This is a genomic window from Rhodohalobacter mucosus (assembly GCF_003150675.1).
In the GTDB taxonomy this organism is placed as follows: Bacteria; Bacteroidota; Rhodothermia; order Balneolales; family Balneolaceae; genus Rhodohalobacter; species Rhodohalobacter mucosus.
Genome location: NZ_QGGB01000007.1, coordinates 255,336 through 270,185, shown reverse-complemented (window position 1 = coordinate 270,185; position 14,850 = coordinate 255,336). Strand labels below are relative to the sequence as shown.

At 47.5% G+C, this 14,850-nt stretch carries 17 protein-coding genes; 6 read left to right on the top strand and 11 right to left on the bottom strand.

Translation table 11 applies throughout. The features are described from left to right. Positions 1 to 43: 43 nt before the first annotated feature. Positions 44 to 349 (top strand): hypothetical protein, encoded by a 306-nt coding sequence (locus tag DDZ15_RS10665; RefSeq protein ID WP_109647071.1) that lies wholly within the window; start codon positions 44 to 46, stop codon positions 347 to 349. A gap of 234 nt (positions 350 to 583) precedes the next feature. Continuing rightward, complete coding sequence (locus tag DDZ15_RS10660) at positions 584 to 1,306, top strand: carbonic anhydrase family protein (protein ID WP_109647070.1); 723 nt, start codon at positions 584 to 586, stop codon at positions 1,304 to 1,306. A gap of 115 nt (positions 1,307 to 1,421) precedes the next feature. On the opposite strand, the gene DDZ15_RS10655 is transcribed toward DDZ15_RS10660, so the two are convergent. Continuing rightward, positions 1,422 to 2,387 carry an L-lactate dehydrogenase gene (locus tag DDZ15_RS10655; protein ID WP_109647069.1) on the bottom strand — a complete coding sequence of 322 codons (966 nt, stop codon included), beginning with the start codon at positions 2,385 to 2,387 and terminating at the stop codon, positions 1,422 to 1,424. 169 nt (positions 2,388 to 2,556) lie between these two features. Here DDZ15_RS10655 and DDZ15_RS10650 point away from each other — a divergent pair, with 169 nt between their 5' ends. Beyond that, the gene (locus DDZ15_RS10650; protein WP_109647068.1) at positions 2,557 to 3,645 is read left to right on the top strand and encodes a GNAT family N-acetyltransferase; all 1,089 of its coding nucleotides are present in this window, start codon (positions 2,557 to 2,559) and stop codon (positions 3,643 to 3,645) included. A gap of 242 nt (positions 3,646 to 3,887) precedes the next feature. On the opposite strand, the gene DDZ15_RS10645 is transcribed toward DDZ15_RS10650, so the two are convergent. Further along, positions 3,888 to 5,030 (bottom strand): hypothetical protein, encoded by a 1,143-nt coding sequence (locus DDZ15_RS10645; RefSeq protein ID WP_109647067.1) that lies wholly within the window; start codon positions 5,028 to 5,030, stop codon positions 3,888 to 3,890. A gap of 194 nt (positions 5,031 to 5,224) precedes the next feature. On the opposite strand from DDZ15_RS10645, the gene DDZ15_RS10640 reads away from it, so the two are divergent. Further along, a complete protein-coding gene (locus tag DDZ15_RS10640; RefSeq protein ID WP_109647066.1) occupies positions 5,225 to 5,722 on the top strand; it encodes a hypothetical protein in 498 nt (165 codons plus the stop codon). A 13-nt stretch (positions 5,723 to 5,735) separates the two neighbouring features. Further along, positions 5,736 to 6,566, top strand: a complete 831-nt coding sequence (locus DDZ15_RS10635) for an esterase/lipase family protein (RefSeq protein WP_109647199.1) — start codon at positions 5,736 to 5,738, stop codon at positions 6,564 to 6,566. 216 nt (positions 6,567 to 6,782) lie between these two features. On the opposite strand, the gene surE is transcribed toward DDZ15_RS10635, so the two are convergent. The 9 genes from surE to DDZ15_RS10590 all read right to left on the bottom strand — a co-directional run bounded on the left by surE (position 6,783) and on the right by DDZ15_RS10590 (position 13,250). Then, on the bottom strand, positions 6,783 to 7,547 hold the full coding sequence (gene surE / locus DDZ15_RS10630; protein ID WP_109647065.1) for a 5'/3'-nucleotidase SurE: 765 nt from the start codon (positions 7,545 to 7,547) through the stop codon (positions 6,783 to 6,785). Between the two features lie 161 nt (positions 7,548 to 7,708). Further along, positions 7,709 to 8,536 (bottom strand): 3-methyl-2-oxobutanoate hydroxymethyltransferase, encoded by an 828-nt coding sequence (gene panB / locus DDZ15_RS10625; protein ID WP_109647064.1) that lies wholly within the window; start codon positions 8,534 to 8,536, stop codon positions 7,709 to 7,711. After that, on the bottom strand, positions 8,533 to 8,970 hold the full coding sequence (gene fabZ / locus DDZ15_RS10620; protein ID WP_109647063.1) for a 3-hydroxyacyl-ACP dehydratase FabZ: 438 nt from the start codon (positions 8,968 to 8,970) through the stop codon (positions 8,533 to 8,535). The genes panB and fabZ overlap by 4 nt, the downstream gene beginning before the upstream one ends. 155 nt (positions 8,971 to 9,125) lie before the next feature. Then, on the bottom strand, positions 9,126 to 9,815 hold the full coding sequence (gene ubiE / locus DDZ15_RS10615) for a bifunctional demethylmenaquinone methyltransferase/2-methoxy-6-polyprenyl-1,4-benzoquinol methylase UbiE (RefSeq protein ID WP_109647062.1): 690 nt from the start codon (positions 9,813 to 9,815) through the stop codon (positions 9,126 to 9,128). Between the two features lie 52 nt (positions 9,816 to 9,867). Further along, on the bottom strand, positions 9,868 to 10,482 hold the full coding sequence (locus DDZ15_RS10610; protein WP_109647061.1) for a histidine phosphatase family protein: 615 nt from the start codon (positions 10,480 to 10,482) through the stop codon (positions 9,868 to 9,870). Next, positions 10,479 to 11,120 carry a hypothetical protein gene (locus tag DDZ15_RS10605; protein WP_109647060.1) on the bottom strand — a complete coding sequence of 214 codons (642 nt, stop codon included), beginning with the start codon at positions 11,118 to 11,120 and terminating at the stop codon, positions 10,479 to 10,481. Before DDZ15_RS10605 ends, DDZ15_RS10610 begins: the two co-directional genes overlap by 4 nt. 208 nt (positions 11,121 to 11,328) lie before the next feature. Further along, positions 11,329 to 11,790 (bottom strand): YehS family protein, encoded by a 462-nt coding sequence (locus tag DDZ15_RS10600; RefSeq protein WP_109647059.1) that lies wholly within the window; start codon positions 11,788 to 11,790, stop codon positions 11,329 to 11,331. A gap of 294 nt (positions 11,791 to 12,084) precedes the next feature. Further along, positions 12,085 to 12,852 (bottom strand): M90 family metallopeptidase, encoded by a 768-nt coding sequence (locus tag DDZ15_RS10595; RefSeq protein ID WP_109647058.1) that lies wholly within the window; start codon positions 12,850 to 12,852, stop codon positions 12,085 to 12,087. Between the two features lie 20 nt (positions 12,853 to 12,872). Continuing rightward, positions 12,873 to 13,250 carry a carboxymuconolactone decarboxylase family protein gene (locus tag DDZ15_RS10590; RefSeq protein WP_109647198.1) on the bottom strand — a complete coding sequence of 126 codons (378 nt, stop codon included), beginning with the start codon at positions 13,248 to 13,250 and terminating at the stop codon, positions 12,873 to 12,875. 85 nt (positions 13,251 to 13,335) lie between these two features. Between DDZ15_RS10590 and DDZ15_RS10585 the strand changes: the two genes are divergently transcribed. Beyond that, complete coding sequence (locus DDZ15_RS10585) at positions 13,336 to 14,844, top strand: hypothetical protein (protein ID WP_109647057.1); 1,509 nt, start codon at positions 13,336 to 13,338, stop codon at positions 14,842 to 14,844. The last annotated feature ends 6 nt before the right edge of the window (positions 14,845 to 14,850 follow it).

Sequence of the window (14,850 nt, the reverse complement as noted above, 5' to 3'; positions counted from 1 at the left end):
AACTGCCGAAATTGAGGTACTCAGTACAACCGACTCTACTATAATGCATTTATTTCGGAAATACGGCTTTGTTCTTATGCTGCTTGTCCCGCTTTTGCTGGGGATAAGTATTCAGCATACGCTGGATTCGGAGCATTTTGCCCCGGCGCCGGTTGAACAGTCACAATCCGATAACCTCGTTAACACACTCTCCGAAACGGTGGAAGAGCTGAGTAAAGAAGATGATGTCCATATCCGCAATACATCATTCCAACCACAAGCTGTTCCGTACAGCAGCGGCGCATTTTTCACTGACCCCAGGGCCAGGACCGTTGTGGTAGTGCCCACTCCTCCCCCCGATTTAGTCTGATACCTGCCCTAAATCCACGGATTATTCTATACAGGCCGGGGTAAGATAGCAGGCAAACAAAGGACCCTGCCCTGCTTGCATGGCCTCCAAAGGCTTCGCTATCCCGGCAAATCCGTTATAAACAGGTCCGATTCGTATGTCCTGAGTCTGACCTGCAGAAGCATGTTAAACAAACATCAAAAACAAGTAAACACAATCAAAACCATACACACAATGAAACAACTACATATAGCCATGAAATTAATCATTCCGGCAATTCTTCTCTTTTTCGCAGCCTGTTCGGGCGCTGATATGAATTCACAGTCCGCATCAGCTGAAGCTGAACTTGTTGATGACGTCATGACGCAGGAAGATCAGCAGGCTTTGACAGCCGATGAAATCCTTCAGGATTTACAGGAAGGAAACGAGCGCTATGTAAACAATAATCTTACACCGCGCGACTACTCTGCTCAAGTCAGCAAAACCGCGGATGGTCAGTACCCTGAAGCTGTTGTCATCTCCTGCATTGACAGCCGCGTGCCCGTTGAGCATGTGTTTGACAAAGGCGTTGGCGACATCTTCGTAGCGCGTGTCGCCGGTAACTTCGTAAACGAGGATATACTTGGCAGCACGGAATTTGCCACTGCCGTAGCGGGATCCAAAGTGATACTTGTTATGGGCCACGAACATTGTGGTGCTGTTAAATCAGCCATTGACGACGTTCAGATGGGCAACATTACGGCCATGCTTTCTAAAATCAAGCCTGCTGTAGAACGTACAGAGGAAGGTTACGAGGGTGAAACCACCACGGAAAATGACAGCTTTGTAACCGATGTAGTAAACAACAATGTTCGCTACACCATCGAGCAAATGCGTGAGCGAAGCCCAATCATTGCAGAACTGGAAAGAAACGGTGATGTTGTGATTGCCGGTGCCTTTTATGATCTGGATACAGGCCGTGTTACCATGCTCGACTAAACTCGTGCAGTAATTAAGTATACGTCACTTACTCAGGTGCGTCGCCGGTGCATTGCTGCTACATGCAAAGCCGGGGCGCACTTTTTTTAGCAGATGCTTCGTTTAACTGATACGGTTACGCTTTAAGGGAGTCATACTCCGATGTTAACACCTCTGCAGATCGAAACAGCTTATTCTGCTCATCATCAGTAAGTTCGGTACCCACAATGGATTCTACACCGTGTTGTGTGATCAGGCAGGGAGTTGCCAGGCTTATGTTTTCAATACCATATTCACCCTCAAGGTGATACGATACCGTCAACACCCTTCTTTGATTCTTCAGAATCGCACTTACGATCTGAACCAGGGCAAGTCCGACTCCAAAATTGGTTGCACCCTTGTAGTCAATAATGTGATAGGCGGAATTTCTGACTTCGTGCTCAATTTTTTCCTTTTCATGATCCCAGTCTTTTATTCCAAGTTGTCTGGAATATTCATCCAGCTGAACACCGGAGATATTGGCCATCGACCATGCTGCAAACTCACTGTCACCATGTTCGCCCAGAACATACGCATGAATGCTTCCCACGTAAACATCAAAAAACTCACTGAGCAGATATTTAAAACGTGAACTGTCGAGTACCGTACCCGAACCGATAACCCGGCTCCGGTCCCATCCCGATCGTTCGAGAGCAATTTTTGTAAGGATATCCACCGGATTGGTTACAACGACAATAACCGCCTGTGAGTTTTGTGCCGTAATCTGATCAACGATACCTTCGATGATAACACTGTTTTTTTTGAGAAGATCGAGTCTGGTTTCGCCTTTTTTCTGGGCTGCACCCGCAGTGATTACGATCACATCCGCATCAGCGTAATCTTTTTCGGAACCGGCGTAGATATTGATTGTCGGGTAAAACGGAAGCCCGTGCGACAAGTCCAGAACCTGCCCCTTGCATAGTTCCTCGTTCAGGTCGATGAGACAGATTTCGTCAGCCGACCCGTTCTGGGCCATGGCATATGCAAATGTGGCTCCTACGGCTCCCGCCCCTACAATGGCCACTTTTCTTGAACGCCAGTTTTGATGTTCGCTTTTTTCCATTCGTATACCTGATTATTGATTGAATTTTGCGGTTTGTTCGCCCTGAATACACAACGGCATCCTTGTCCCATACGTTTCGAACTTCACAACATGGTGTTGGTATCGTCGATGCTTTATCTCAAATTTCCTATGTTATTGAATGTGTTAAAAAAACTCAGGTACAAGCCACATGCAGATCCGTCTTGCCGGGAAATCGGATAATGATCAGATACAGGCTCTTTCCAAACGATGCCATCAGGAAGGGATGATCACATTTTTTGTAAACAGATCGCCGCGCTTTAATACCCTTCACAAGCTTCTTGATTCGGATTCATGGCACTATGTGGTGGAGGATGATGGCAAGATTGTGGGTCAGGTGGGCGTCATTCATTACATGGCAACCGTACTCGGAGTACCCAGAAAGTTTGCCTATATGATGGATCTTCGGCTCGACGATGCATATCGTAAAGGGCTCACCGCTTTCCGTATGGTTAAAAAAGCAATTGATCATGTACTATCCTCAGATACTGACTTTGTAGTCGGTAATTTTTTGAAATCCAATCAGAACTCTCTTGTTTTTGCCAGTGGTCGGGCAGGAATTCCGGAGGCTTTTCATCTTGGAGACAACCGCATCTTCAACCTGTTGCCGCTGTTCAATCTGAAAACAGACCCCCGGTTTACCATTGGCCATCCCACCGTTGAGGATCTTTCGGAGCTTGTTCAGGTGTACCAATCGTACGCCGGACGTTTCCGGATTGCTCCGGTAATCAATGAATCCACCCTTACACATTATTTGGGTGCACTGGAGAACCTTTCCCTTAACAATTTTCTGGTAGCACGTGAAAACGGGCGGATCAAAGCGGTTACCGCACTATGGGATGAGCATCTCTATAAAAGCTATCAGGTACTGGAACTGACTCCCGCTATACGTCTCGTAAATGGTGCACTGAAGCTATTTTCTCCTGTCATGAATCTGCCATCGCCTATCCGGCTCAATCAACCATTGAAACAGCTCTCTATGGTTCTTTACGCTCACAAGGACAGTCCTGATGCGCTTAAAACCCTTTTTCACCATGTAAACAACACGTATCGGGGATCCGAATACACCCTGATTACCCTCTATGCGCAAAAAAAGGATCCTGTTTTCGATCTCTTAAAATCATGCAGGGGTGTATCGGTTCAAAGCGAAATGTATCTCTACGCACAGAATCCGGCAATCTACAAAGAGCTGCAGGATGACGGGCGTCCTGACTGGCTGAACCTGGAACTGACTGTGTGATGGGGGATGGTAGTGAGTATCGAGTATGGAGTATGGAGTAAAATGATATGTTAGTGATTGATATTTTGCGACCCTTAGTTTTCATTAGCAAGGGGAAACCGACAAACAGTGAAACCGGGAAAGTCTGGATTGGTTTTCTGGACATTTTTTATCGGTTCGAAACTCACATCGCCCCCCCTGCCAACCACTAATACCGTTAATTGACAACCCTGTATCGGGGCAAGCTGATTCGTGGCATAACATTACACCTCCCAGCGGTACGTTCTGTGCGTTTTATGATGGTGACAGCCAAGTGCTTCGAGGCTTCGCTGCATCAGCCAGTTTTTTTCACTCACCCATGCCCCCTCAAGGTACTCAAGCGTTGGAGCAGCGGCGTGGGTCATCTGAATGCCGCGAACGAACGTAAGCGCCTCTAAACCCAGTTTGCGATACTTTGGCAACGTTCCGTAAACCGTTGTTCTCAAGTGCCTGGCCCTTTTTTTGAATCGAAAAAGTTTCGGCAGATGCCACAATTTCAGCCTGCCGCCCGTCTCGGCTGAAATTTCATTCAAGTCAGGCACGCAAACGATAAAGGAAGCCGGTTCTCCATTAACAAATGCAAGCAGAACACTTTCCGGAATCATAATTTTTTTGAGCTGTTTTACCATTTGCTGCACATCTTCACGTGTCAGTTCTGTAAACTCATGCTCACGCTCCTCGATATCCTGGTCTCTCCAGGCTCTGCTGTATATTTTCCGAATGAGCTCCGCATCCTGTTCCGGATTGCTCATATCAAATGAACGTATGCTAACACCGGGCCGGCTCTCAATTCTATCTGTAATGCGTACCAGACGTTCGGGAAGCGGATCTGAAAAATCACGTTTGTAGCTCCAGTGATCGTCCATTTTTTCGGCGCCGGTAGCTTCCAGCAGCCGACGATAGTAGGGTGGGTGGTAGTGCATGCCGTAAATAGGGGGTTCCTCAAAATTTTCAACCAGCAGCCCCCACCAGTTTATGTTTTCACCAAAGTTAACGGGCCCCCGAAATGCTTTGTATCCTCTTTTACCATGCCACTCCTTCACAAAACCAATCAGAGAATCTGCAACCGCCTGGTCATTGACCATCTCCGGAAATCCAAAACCACCCAGAGGCGGGTCGAACACTGCATCGCGCTCGGCGTGGTTCATTACCGCAAACCGCCCCACCTGTTCATTTCCCTCAAACATGAGGTAGCGTTCACACTCGCCCTGTTCAAAAAGGGGGTTTTTTGCTGGATCAAAAATGTTTTCCAGCTCAAACCTGAATGGCGGCACCCACTTCGGATAATCCCGGTAGATCTGAAAGGGAAATTGATAAAACAGATCAGCCTGTTTTTTGCTGCTTACCTTTTGAAAAGTATATGCCATCAATAAGATTCAATGCTTACATTTGCCGGTGTATCCGGCCTGTTATGTACTCACAGGCAACCGGCAAGAATATCGCGCCAGCTACTCCGGAGAACAACTCTGCGTTGTTTTTTTAAGTATCTTGTTACTCAGGCCTGACTATCATCAGAAAGTACAAGCAGAGTACGGTATGTACAAACATTAAATGGACGGTTTTGACTGACGATTCATCTTACAATCTGAAGAAAAGCATTCAAAAGAGACGCTGGATCACCGGGTTGCTCTTTGCGAGCACCCTGCTTTCAGCCCTGTTACTATGGAAAAGTGAGCCCGTAGTCCAAAAGAGGCTGCAATCAGCTTCCCAGCTCGACTCCCTTCTTTCATCTGCACTTGAGGAGACCGGGCTTTCGAGCTCACAGCTCCAAAAACATACGGTACGTGTCGACTCTCTTTTTTCGCGAAGCGTGTATCGGGTGTATGTAGCGCCCGGATATTCAAAAACTTCCCTGCACTACTCTTTACAGCAGGCAGTCTGGCCCTACGGAGTATCCACAGTTGGACTTGTAGAGTTCCCTGCACGCACACTGAATTTACATTTTATGCTAAACGACAATATTCTCAGCTCCGTTATCATTATTGATGATCCCGAACTGCGCGTGCGGCAGTCTCAAACCTCAACCTCATCCGGTCAGGCTTCCCATGAAGTGGATTGAACCCCAAAAATACATGAAAAAATTTCAGCTGAAGGAGTTTCCGCAGCCTGAAATAATTAAGCTGAAATATCCGGTACTGCTCTGTCACGGTTATGGCGGTATTTCAATGCTTATAAAGCCTTCACCGATTCATGACCCCTGCATGAGGCTTAGATCCTACGGAGTAGAAGCCTTTGCACCCAATATTGTCCCTTATTCAACTATTCAGGTACGTGCCGAACAGTGGGCTGAAAGAATTGTGCAGCTTCAACAACAATACGGCTACGAAAAAATGAACGTGGTGGCACACAGCATGGGCGGGCTCGATATGAGAGCTGCTATTACACGGCTTGGCATGGATGGTTCCGTTGCTTCCCTTACCACGATTTCTACACCCCACCACGGAACAAGCCTTGCAGATATTGTATTAACCGCCCCGGAACTTCTGAAAGACAAGCTGAATGAGCTGATGAATTGGCTGGGTGAGAATATACTGCCCGGAAGCAGAAGTGACGCAGCAGCAGCCGTGGAGCAGCTTACCCCGCAGTATGTGGAAAACGAGTTCAACCCGGAGACGCCCGACCAGGAGTCTGTTGCCTATTTCTCAGTAAGCGCTGCTGTCGGCAAGGGTACAGAGCATCCTTTAAACCCGATATATCGTCTTCAAAATCAGCTCATTTATCAGCGGGAAGGAGAAAATGATGCGTTCGTGACTGCAAAGAGCGGTATATGGGGCGAACATCTGGGCACCAAGCCCATCAGTCACCTTGAACAGATCGACATCCAGGTAAGCAAAGAGCGCAAGCCGCTTGTGGAAGAGATGTGGAAGGATATTGTGATCAATCTGAGAGAGAAAGGGCTGTGAAATTGGAGTGCTGAGTTATGAGTCTTTGAAAGGGAGACTTCAAACGTCAGACGGCCGTAGAGAGTAGTGAAAAGGGAAAAGGCAGAATGAAGTAGTGAGTAGTGAGTAATGAGATAGAATATTTCAGACGGCTTTTTATAGGATTTTCCGTCTGAAGTTTGACCTCTGCCTGATGACACCGACACACTTTAACCCTGATACTCTGATCAATGTCTCCTACAGCTGAATATCCTTCAAATCATTCATGAGTGAATAGGCGGTCAGGTCGTACTGAATCGGCGTAACTGAGGCGAATCCTTTATCCAGTACGGCGATATCATTTTGTTCATCCTCATCCAATAGCTGGAATTTTCCGGTCATCCAGTAGTAGGAGCGATTTTGCGGGTCCACGCGTCCCTCAAATTCCTCCACATAACGGCTGTTGGCCTGTCTCGCCCACTTAATTCCTTTCAGCGAACCGGCCGGAGCATTCACATTAAGCGTTACACCTTTCGGGAGACCATGGTTCAGTACATACCCGATCACTTTACGTGCAGCGTCCTGACATCCGGCCAGATCCGCATCTTCCTTGAAATCGGTACAGGAGAAAGCAATGGAGGGGTATCCCAGGATGGTGCCCTCAGTTGCAGCACTGACCGTACCGGAGTAGAGTATATTGATTCCTGCGTTGCTTCCATGATTAATGCCGCTTACCACCAGGTCCGGTTTACGGTTTAAAAGCTGATTATGGGCAAGCTTAACAGAATCGGCGGGCGTACCGGTTACCGCCTGGCCACTGAATCTGTTGTCAATAAGAAAAGGTCGCGCCCTGAGAGGTGTGGATACCGTAATGGCATGTCCCACTGCGCTCTGCTGCCTGTCGGGGGCAACAATTTCCACATCCCCGAACTCATCGGCTACCTCAGCCAACGCTTTGATACCGGGTGAAAAAATCCCGTCATCGTTACAGACAAGGATAAGGGGTTTTGAGGATTGCTGCATTTCTAAAAACCAATGTGCTTACGTGTTAATGTGTAAGAGTATGTATGTGATGATGTGATAAAGTGTAAAAGCAAGAAAGAGATTTACAGTTTCACTGCTTTGCAAATGAATGCGTTGTACTTCGTACTGATTCTCCGGCTCACGTCTGACGTCTGCCCAAATCACTTATACTGTTCATTTTCATTGGGAAAGTCACCGCTCTTCACATCCTGGATGTAGTGCTGTACGGCTTTTGTCATAGACTCATGCAGATCGGCGTAGCGCCTGAGAAAACGGGGTGAAAAATCCTTATTCAGCCCAAGCATGTCATGTAAAACCAGAACCTGCCCGTCACAATGCGGACCCGCCCCAATACCTATTGTTGGAACAGACACAGATTCAGTTACTTTTTTGGCGAGTGGCGCAGGAATTTTTTCGAGTACAATTGAAAATACACCTGCTTTTTCAAGAACCTTTGCATCTTTCAGCAGCTGTTCGGCCTCTTCATCCTCTTTGGCACGCACCTTGTAGGTTCCGAATTTATAGATGCTCTGCGGGGTCAGCCCAAGATGGCCCATAACCGGTATACCGGCTTCTACAATTCGCTTCACGGTTGCTGCAATCGGTTTCCCGCCCTCCAGCTTTACAGCATGCGCACCGGCTTCTTTCATCATTCGTCCCGCATTAATCAACGCTTCCTTGGCCGTAACCTGGTAACTCATGAACGGAAGGTCTGCAATGACCAGTGCACGGTCCACACCACGAACCACGCAAGAGGTGTGGTAAATCATGTGCTCAATCGTCATCGGTACGGTTGTATCATATCCGGCCATGACGTTGCTTGCCGAATCACCCACCAGTATAACGTCTACTCCGGCTCCGTCAATGATTCCCGCCATGGTATAATCATATGCGGTGAGCATGCTGATTTTTTTCCCGTTGCGCTTCATCTCCACAACGGTTTGCGTAGTTACTTTCTCGGGACGGTCGTTTCCTGATTCTGTGCTCATGCTTTCTCTTTTGGTACGAGCGCCGCTGAAGCTTCCAGTTCGCAAACCACATTCCCATCAACAGACGCCTTTCCGATCATTGTGATAAAATTTCGACGCCGGTTCACCATCTGAACTTCCATACGCAGCTGGTCTCCCGGAACCACCGATTTCCTGAATTTGGCGTTTTTTATTCCCGTAAAAACCATCAGGGTTTTTTCAGGATCATCAACCGAATTCTTCATAATCATCAGCGCTCCGCTTTGCGCCATGGCTTCCACCTGGAGCACACCCGGCATGATCGGAGAGCCCGGAAAGTGGCCGTTAAAATAATCTTCGTTAACGGTGACATTTTTTATGGTAACAATACGGTCTTCTTCCAGCTCGAGAACCCTGTCGATTAATAGAAACGGATACCGGTGCGGTATATACTTTTTGATCTCTTCTACATCCATCTGTCGTCGTTATAGTTTGAAACACATTTCAATATTTTCCATCAGCAGGAAACGGGTACTTCCCGAAACTGCTGCCCGGCACCGACGCCTGGTGTATTTTGATTACAGTCTGTCACAACAATCAAGGCCGGCGGCAGGATTTGAATATAGTAAATCTAAGCCACGGTACCCACATAGACGTAAGCAATTCCACCTGTAAGTTTTACGGCACGCTGAGAAGCGAATGAACCGGTCTCTTCCATGAGCTTTAAAAAAAGGTCACCGGCCGGAAATGCTGCGCTGGTTTCCGGCAGATATGTGTAAGCTTCCCGGTTACCGCTGATCCACCCACCGATTGCGGGCATAACGTGTCTGCTGTACATTTTGAACGGATAGCTCATCATCCCCTCAGGCTGCCCGAATTCCAGAACCACCACGCGGCCACCGGGTTTTACGACGCGGGCCATCTCTTTCAGTGCCACGGACGGATCATCCACATTTCGGATTCCAAATGCGATACTGGCTATGTCAAAACCGTTATCCTCATAGGGCAGGTTCATGGCGTCGGCAACTTCAAAATCTACAACCAGCTTTCGGTTTTCAGCCTTGCCGGGAGCGTGCTCTATCATCTCCCTGCAGAAATCCGTACCCAATACATATCCCTCATGCCCTACAGTTTTCTTGAATTCGAGGGCAAGATCACCGGTTCCGGTTGCACAATCGAGTACGCGATCGCCCGGTGCAGCACCGCTTTCCAGCACAGTTTTTTTTCTCCATGCATTATGTACACCAAAAGACAGAATACTATTGATCCGGTCATAATCGTCAGCAATATCTGCAAACATGGATCTTACTTTCTCACTCATACTCTTTAAATCACTATGTTTAAATTCAACTTGTTCAAAGCAGTCATGCCGTTTATGAAACCAGGTGATCGGTTTTATTCAGATAAACGGCTTTAAAGCTGCCATCATAAACAAGCTGATTGATTCCCGCGTTCTGATGCTCAATTTTATGCATATTCTTCAGTCCCATCCCCAGCCATTCCGAAACAAGTATCCTGATCAGCCGCCCGTGTAATATCATTACCAGGCTCGTACCGGAAAATTTCCTTACAATGTCATGAAAAGCAGCGTTGGCCCTGTCAAAAACCTGACGGGGCGACTCCCCTCCGGGTACAGGCACGTCCAGGTCTCCCCGTTTCCAGAATTTCTGGATATTGTCCAACTCCCTGGCGGCGTCCAGGTACGGTTTGCCCTCAAATTCACCAAAATGCATCTCATCCAGGTCTTTTTCACGGACAATGTCCATTTTTTTGGCTTTTCGAAGAGGTTCAGCGGTTTGCCACGTTCGCACCAGTGAACTGGAGTACAAACCGTCCGTGTCATATCCGCTCAAGTATGTTGAAAGCAGGTCAGCCTGCCGGAATCCGGTCTCGTCGAGCGGCGCATCGATACCGCGCCCCTGCAGCAGACCTCTCCTGTTATAATCCGTTTGTCCGTGCCGTGCGATGAATAACCGTATCTTTTTCATTTTTTCCTGGTGTTAAAATCAATAACGGCTTGCTCAACATGCCGTTCAAGTCTCTCTACCTCGGGTGGCGGCATATTTTCGTACAGTGCATAACGCACCATTATCATCTTCAGTACACGATCGTTGAGCGGCAGCCCGTTCCCCCTGGATGTTTTACGCCTGTCCAAACTGTCCCATAATCTTCGGAGCAGCCCCACTTTAAACAGAAAAAAGTAAATAATGCCAAAAATCAGTGCAGTGTACATGCCATAAATACCCATAAAACTCAGCGCAATGGCGGCGACAGTAATTTGAAAGAGATCCTTATTAATCAGCGATAGAATGGGTGTGACCGTGATATTGACAAATCCGCTTTTGTTGTGATACCAGAAGAAATGAAAAATCGGGGCAAGCACAGCGGCCACCCAGACATCGGTGGTATAAGCCAGGATAAAATAGAGCAGCATGGCAATCGAATCGGCACTATCGATCCATGCAACAGCCTTCGCAATCAGGGTTTCGTACTCATACTTTTTAAGAAGCCCGGGCACAAAATCTTCAATTGTTTTTCGTGTGGCATGAAACCAATGGCCGGCAGATGTTACCGTTGAAAAAGGGGTTTCAAGTATATTGAGGGAGTGTGACGTCCTTTTATTCATAGGGCACTAAATATAGCCCGATATTGCATAAGATCATAGATACAGTGCTGGAGCATCAATCCGTTACCCTGTTTGGGAACAGGAGGGTTTCATGTCCAGAATTATGACTTTTTCGGGATAGCCGTTATATCGTTGTTCGTTGTAAGCTACTACTGAAATTGATCCGCATCGCATCCGCTTCACACTCAATACACACTACTCAATACCCCTAACTCCCCCTTTCTCTTTCCGCCAGGCCTCTCAAAAAATAGCGGAGAACCTGATCGCCTGCCGGACGGTAATTTTTTTGATTCTCTTTTCGGAAAAAAGCACTCAGTTCTGTTGATGAGATCTTAAATCCCGTACGTTTTAAAAGTTCCAGTATATCGTCTTCCCTTAGTTTAAACGCCACGCGTAATTTTTTTAACACCATGTTATTGGTTACCGGATAGCGAATGGGCTGAGGCGGGTGCTTATCGCTTTTGCCTCTTTTGTGAAAGATAACCCCATCCAGAAAATGGGCCGTCAGCTCATGGGTTGTGTCGGGTGCCTCATCGTCATGCTCTTCAAAAATGTATTCGATCTCGGAGCGTTTGGGCTGATAGCCGGCCAGTTTCAGAATCTGTGCCATTTCGGCCTCATTAATATCAAGTATATACCGCAGGCTTTTCAGAATGTCGTTATTTCGCATGGATTATATTAATTGCTGTTTGTGAACAGGTAAAAATACGCATCTCCCTTCAGGAGTTAAAACGGCTTGGTTCACCGCAGAGGCGCAAAGGCCGCGGAGTATATAGGGGTTTCGAAAACGGGTTGTGGTGCATTCAGGTGTGTACTGCTCTGAAAGTCGATATGATTACTATATCTATTCCCGGTTCATTGAAACCGGCTGGAGCGATGTTTAGGGTAAATATTATCCAACGGCTCACCTATTCCTCCTCTTCGCCCTTTGCGCCTCCGCGGTGATTCATTTTTTGAAAAGCCGCTACCCCTTCCACGAGATGGGATCGAGGCCATAGAAATCCTTCAGGATGCGGTAGAGATCAGGCATTTCCCTGAACAATTCATCGGCGCTTTCGAAAAAGGCTTCAGAAGCCACCGAAAAAAACTCGGCGGGCGAGGTGGCCCCATACTCATCCAAAACCGATCGTCGATTCCCTCGCATATTGCTGAGATGCTTTCTGTACGCTTTGGCCAGTGTGCGGGTCCATTCGTCTTCGCGCATTATTTCACCCTCATCCGAAACACCCGATGTGAGGCCGTATCGATCATCGAGCAGATGTGAAAATTCATGGTAGATCAGGTTTTGTCCGGATGCCTCACCCTGCAGTGTTTTTTCAATCTCGCTCCATGCCAGCACAATATTCCCCGTGCCCCAATACTCCCCGCTTCTCGGCTCAAAGCCTTCAGTTACCACACCGCCCTCATTATACTCCATAACCGGTGCCACATAGCTGTCGGGGTAAACCAGGATCGCCTGAAGATCCTCATAGTAATTTGCGGTTTCCTCCAGGATTGGTACGCACGCATAGGCGGTGATGATCACCTTCATCTCCTCAGTGAGATCGAGACCGGCACAACCCTCAAAGTTTTTTTCGGCTATGATGATAGGTATGTGCTGTTGCAGTACTTCCCTGTACGCTGAGGGCAGCCTTCTCCAGACGGGCACCTTCTGTTCAAGGACTTTCTTCCAGCTGTCGGGAAACGGTTTGCGTGCAATCCATTTTCGTCGCAGATATTGAAACAGGGGCATACAGATTCTTCATCTTTTTTTCACCGCAGAGGCGCTGAGAGAGTTCCTTCTTCCTCAAGCAGTTCGAGTGTAGCGATGGCGTGACGCATGTGCGGAATCACAATGCTGCCGCCCACCACAAGCGCCACATTCAGTGCGTCCACAATTTCCTCTTTTGAGAATCCGCTTTCAGCACATTGCTCAAGATGATAATCGATACAGTCATTGCACCGAAGAACAGCCGAGGCAACCAGGCCAAGCAGCTCTTTAGTCTTACCCGGCAGAGCACCATCCTTATAGGTATTTGTATCGAGGTTAAAGAACCGCTTGATACCCAGGTGATCAAGGTTCATGATCTTTTCATTCATTATCTTTCGGGTATCACGAAATTCCTGAAGAGGATTTGGTTTTGACGACATATTCTTATTCATTATTTGAGATCTGTACAACGGCGGAGGGTTTCTGATAACAAACTCACAAAAATCAAGGTAAGCAATTCATCACGTGTTTTTCAGGCGCAATTCATACAAACATAAGCTGGTAGCCATGGGCGACAGTATGGCCCAGGGATTCAAAAACGGCGGTATCTACCGAACCGATCTCAGTTTCCCGGCCATTCTGGCGCGATCGATGAACAACAAAGCAGTATTCGACCTCCCTTCGTTTACTGCTCAGGCGGGCATTCCCATTAATATGGAGGTGCTTATTCGTGGACTTGAGCAGGAACTGGGCAGCTCCGTCAATCTCTGGAATTCGGTAAAGGCCGGACGATACGTTTATAACACTCTCCGGAGAATAAAATCCTACTGGGAAGGGAATAAAAAGGAACTCTTTACAGATCAGCACAAGCTTTTCCACAATCAGGGAGTCTGGGGTTTTTCAATCAGTGACTGCTGGCTGATTAATGATGATTTTTGCCGTTTTCACATTCAGGAAAAGAAAACGCGCTACTCAGTTTTCAGTGTACTGCCCGACAAGGCGATGTATACCACAGCACGAATGGTACTTAACCCGTCATTCAGTGATCATTACCAGAAAAATACCATGGTCGATAACATTATCGAACTGCAGGAAGACGGGGGTATCGAAAATCTTATTGTATGTATCGGTCATAATAATGTCGTAGGCGCCGCCACCAAGCTTCAGATCGCCTTTTCGGAAGAGAGTGACCTGAATGCACCCTATCCTGACCGCAAGTGCACGGTGTTCAGACCCGAGCATTTTGAGCAGGAGCTCAGAACACTCTATACATCACTGTCAGGCCTCGATATCAAACGCGTTTTTGTACCCACCATCCCCTACATCACCATTCCACCCGCTATTCGGGGTGTAAATCTGGACGGAAGCAAACCTGAAAGCGGTTACTATGATTACTATGCACGGTTTTGGATCTGGGATGAAGATTTTGATCCGGTAAAGCATCCTCACCTTACACGAAATGACGCCATCCTTCTCGACCAAATTGTGGATCAGTACAATCAGATCATCAGAAAACAGGCTGATGAGTTTGGTTTCATCACGGTTCCCGTAGGCCGGTATGTGAAAGCTGCCGCGCGCCGAAGACATAAGGGAGAGCGCATCCAGCCCTACCCCACTGATTTTATCGACGCGCTGATTCGCAACCCCAAAACATCGTTTATGGTTGATGAAAACGGATATCCGAAGATTTCGACCGACTACCTGCGCCTCAACCGTGAAACAGGCAAGATTGACCGCGGCGGCATTTTCAGTCTTGACGGACTTCATCCTACAACCATCGGCTATGGATTAATTGCAAATATCTACCGTCAATCCATGGAGAAACACGGTGTGAAATTCGACCACCCTATCGACTGGGATTTTGTGATCGAACATGAAACCCTGGTCACCGATCCGCCGAAGCTGATGGATGATTTAAGGCTTCTTCTCCGGTTCCTGGCGCTGGGCAATCAGGAACGCGTGATGCTTTTCGGAAAAAATCTGCTGCAGCAGGTGGTGGAGACTTTTTCGTCAAGGCCGGAAGAGCAGAATTGATACTGA

What these genes read in the sequence shown, in the direction of transcription:
- DDZ15_RS10665 (WP_109647071.1), top strand. Translation starts at nt 44, where the DNA reads ATGCATTTATTTCGGAAATACGGCTTTGTTCTTATGCTGCTTGTCCCG.
- DDZ15_RS10660 (WP_109647070.1), top strand. Translation starts at nt 584, where the DNA reads ATGAAATTAATCATTCCGGCAATTCTTCTCTTTTTCGCAGCCTGTTCG.
- DDZ15_RS10655 (WP_109647069.1), bottom strand. Translation starts at nt 2,387, where the DNA reads ATGGAAAAAAGCGAACATCAAAACTGGCGTTCAAGAAAAGTGGCCATT.
- DDZ15_RS10650 (WP_109647068.1), top strand. Translation starts at nt 2,557, where the DNA reads ATGCAGATCCGTCTTGCCGGGAAATCGGATAATGATCAGATACAGGCT.
- DDZ15_RS10645 (WP_109647067.1), bottom strand. Translation starts at nt 5,030, where the DNA reads ATGGCATATACTTTTCAAAAGGTAAGCAGCAAAAAACAGGCTGATCTG.
- DDZ15_RS10635 (WP_109647199.1), top strand. Translation starts at nt 5,736, where the DNA reads ATGAAAAAATTTCAGCTGAAGGAGTTTCCGCAGCCTGAAATAATTAAG.
- surE (WP_109647065.1), bottom strand. Translation starts at nt 7,547, where the DNA reads ATGCAGCAATCCTCAAAACCCCTTATCCTTGTCTGTAACGATGACGGG.
- panB (WP_109647064.1), bottom strand. Translation starts at nt 8,536, where the DNA reads ATGAGCACAGAATCAGGAAACGACCGTCCCGAGAAAGTAACTACGCAA.
- fabZ (WP_109647063.1), bottom strand. Translation starts at nt 8,970, where the DNA reads ATGGATGTAGAAGAGATCAAAAAGTATATACCGCACCGGTATCCGTTT.
- ubiE (WP_109647062.1), bottom strand. Translation starts at nt 9,815, where the DNA reads ATGAGTGAGAAAGTAAGATCCATGTTTGCAGATATTGCTGACGATTAT.
- DDZ15_RS10610 (WP_109647061.1), bottom strand. Translation starts at nt 10,482, where the DNA reads ATGAAAAAGATACGGTTATTCATCGCACGGCACGGACAAACGGATTAT.
- DDZ15_RS10605 (WP_109647060.1), bottom strand. Translation starts at nt 11,120, where the DNA reads ATGAATAAAAGGACGTCACACTCCCTCAATATACTTGAAACCCCTTTT.
- DDZ15_RS10600 (WP_109647059.1), bottom strand. Translation starts at nt 11,790, where the DNA reads ATGCGAAATAACGACATTCTGAAAAGCCTGCGGTATATACTTGATATT.
- DDZ15_RS10595 (WP_109647058.1), bottom strand. Translation starts at nt 12,852, where the DNA reads ATGCCCCTGTTTCAATATCTGCGACGAAAATGGATTGCACGCAAACCG.
- DDZ15_RS10590 (WP_109647198.1), bottom strand. Translation starts at nt 13,250, where the DNA reads ATGTCGTCAAAACCAAATCCTCTTCAGGAATTTCGTGATACCCGAAAG.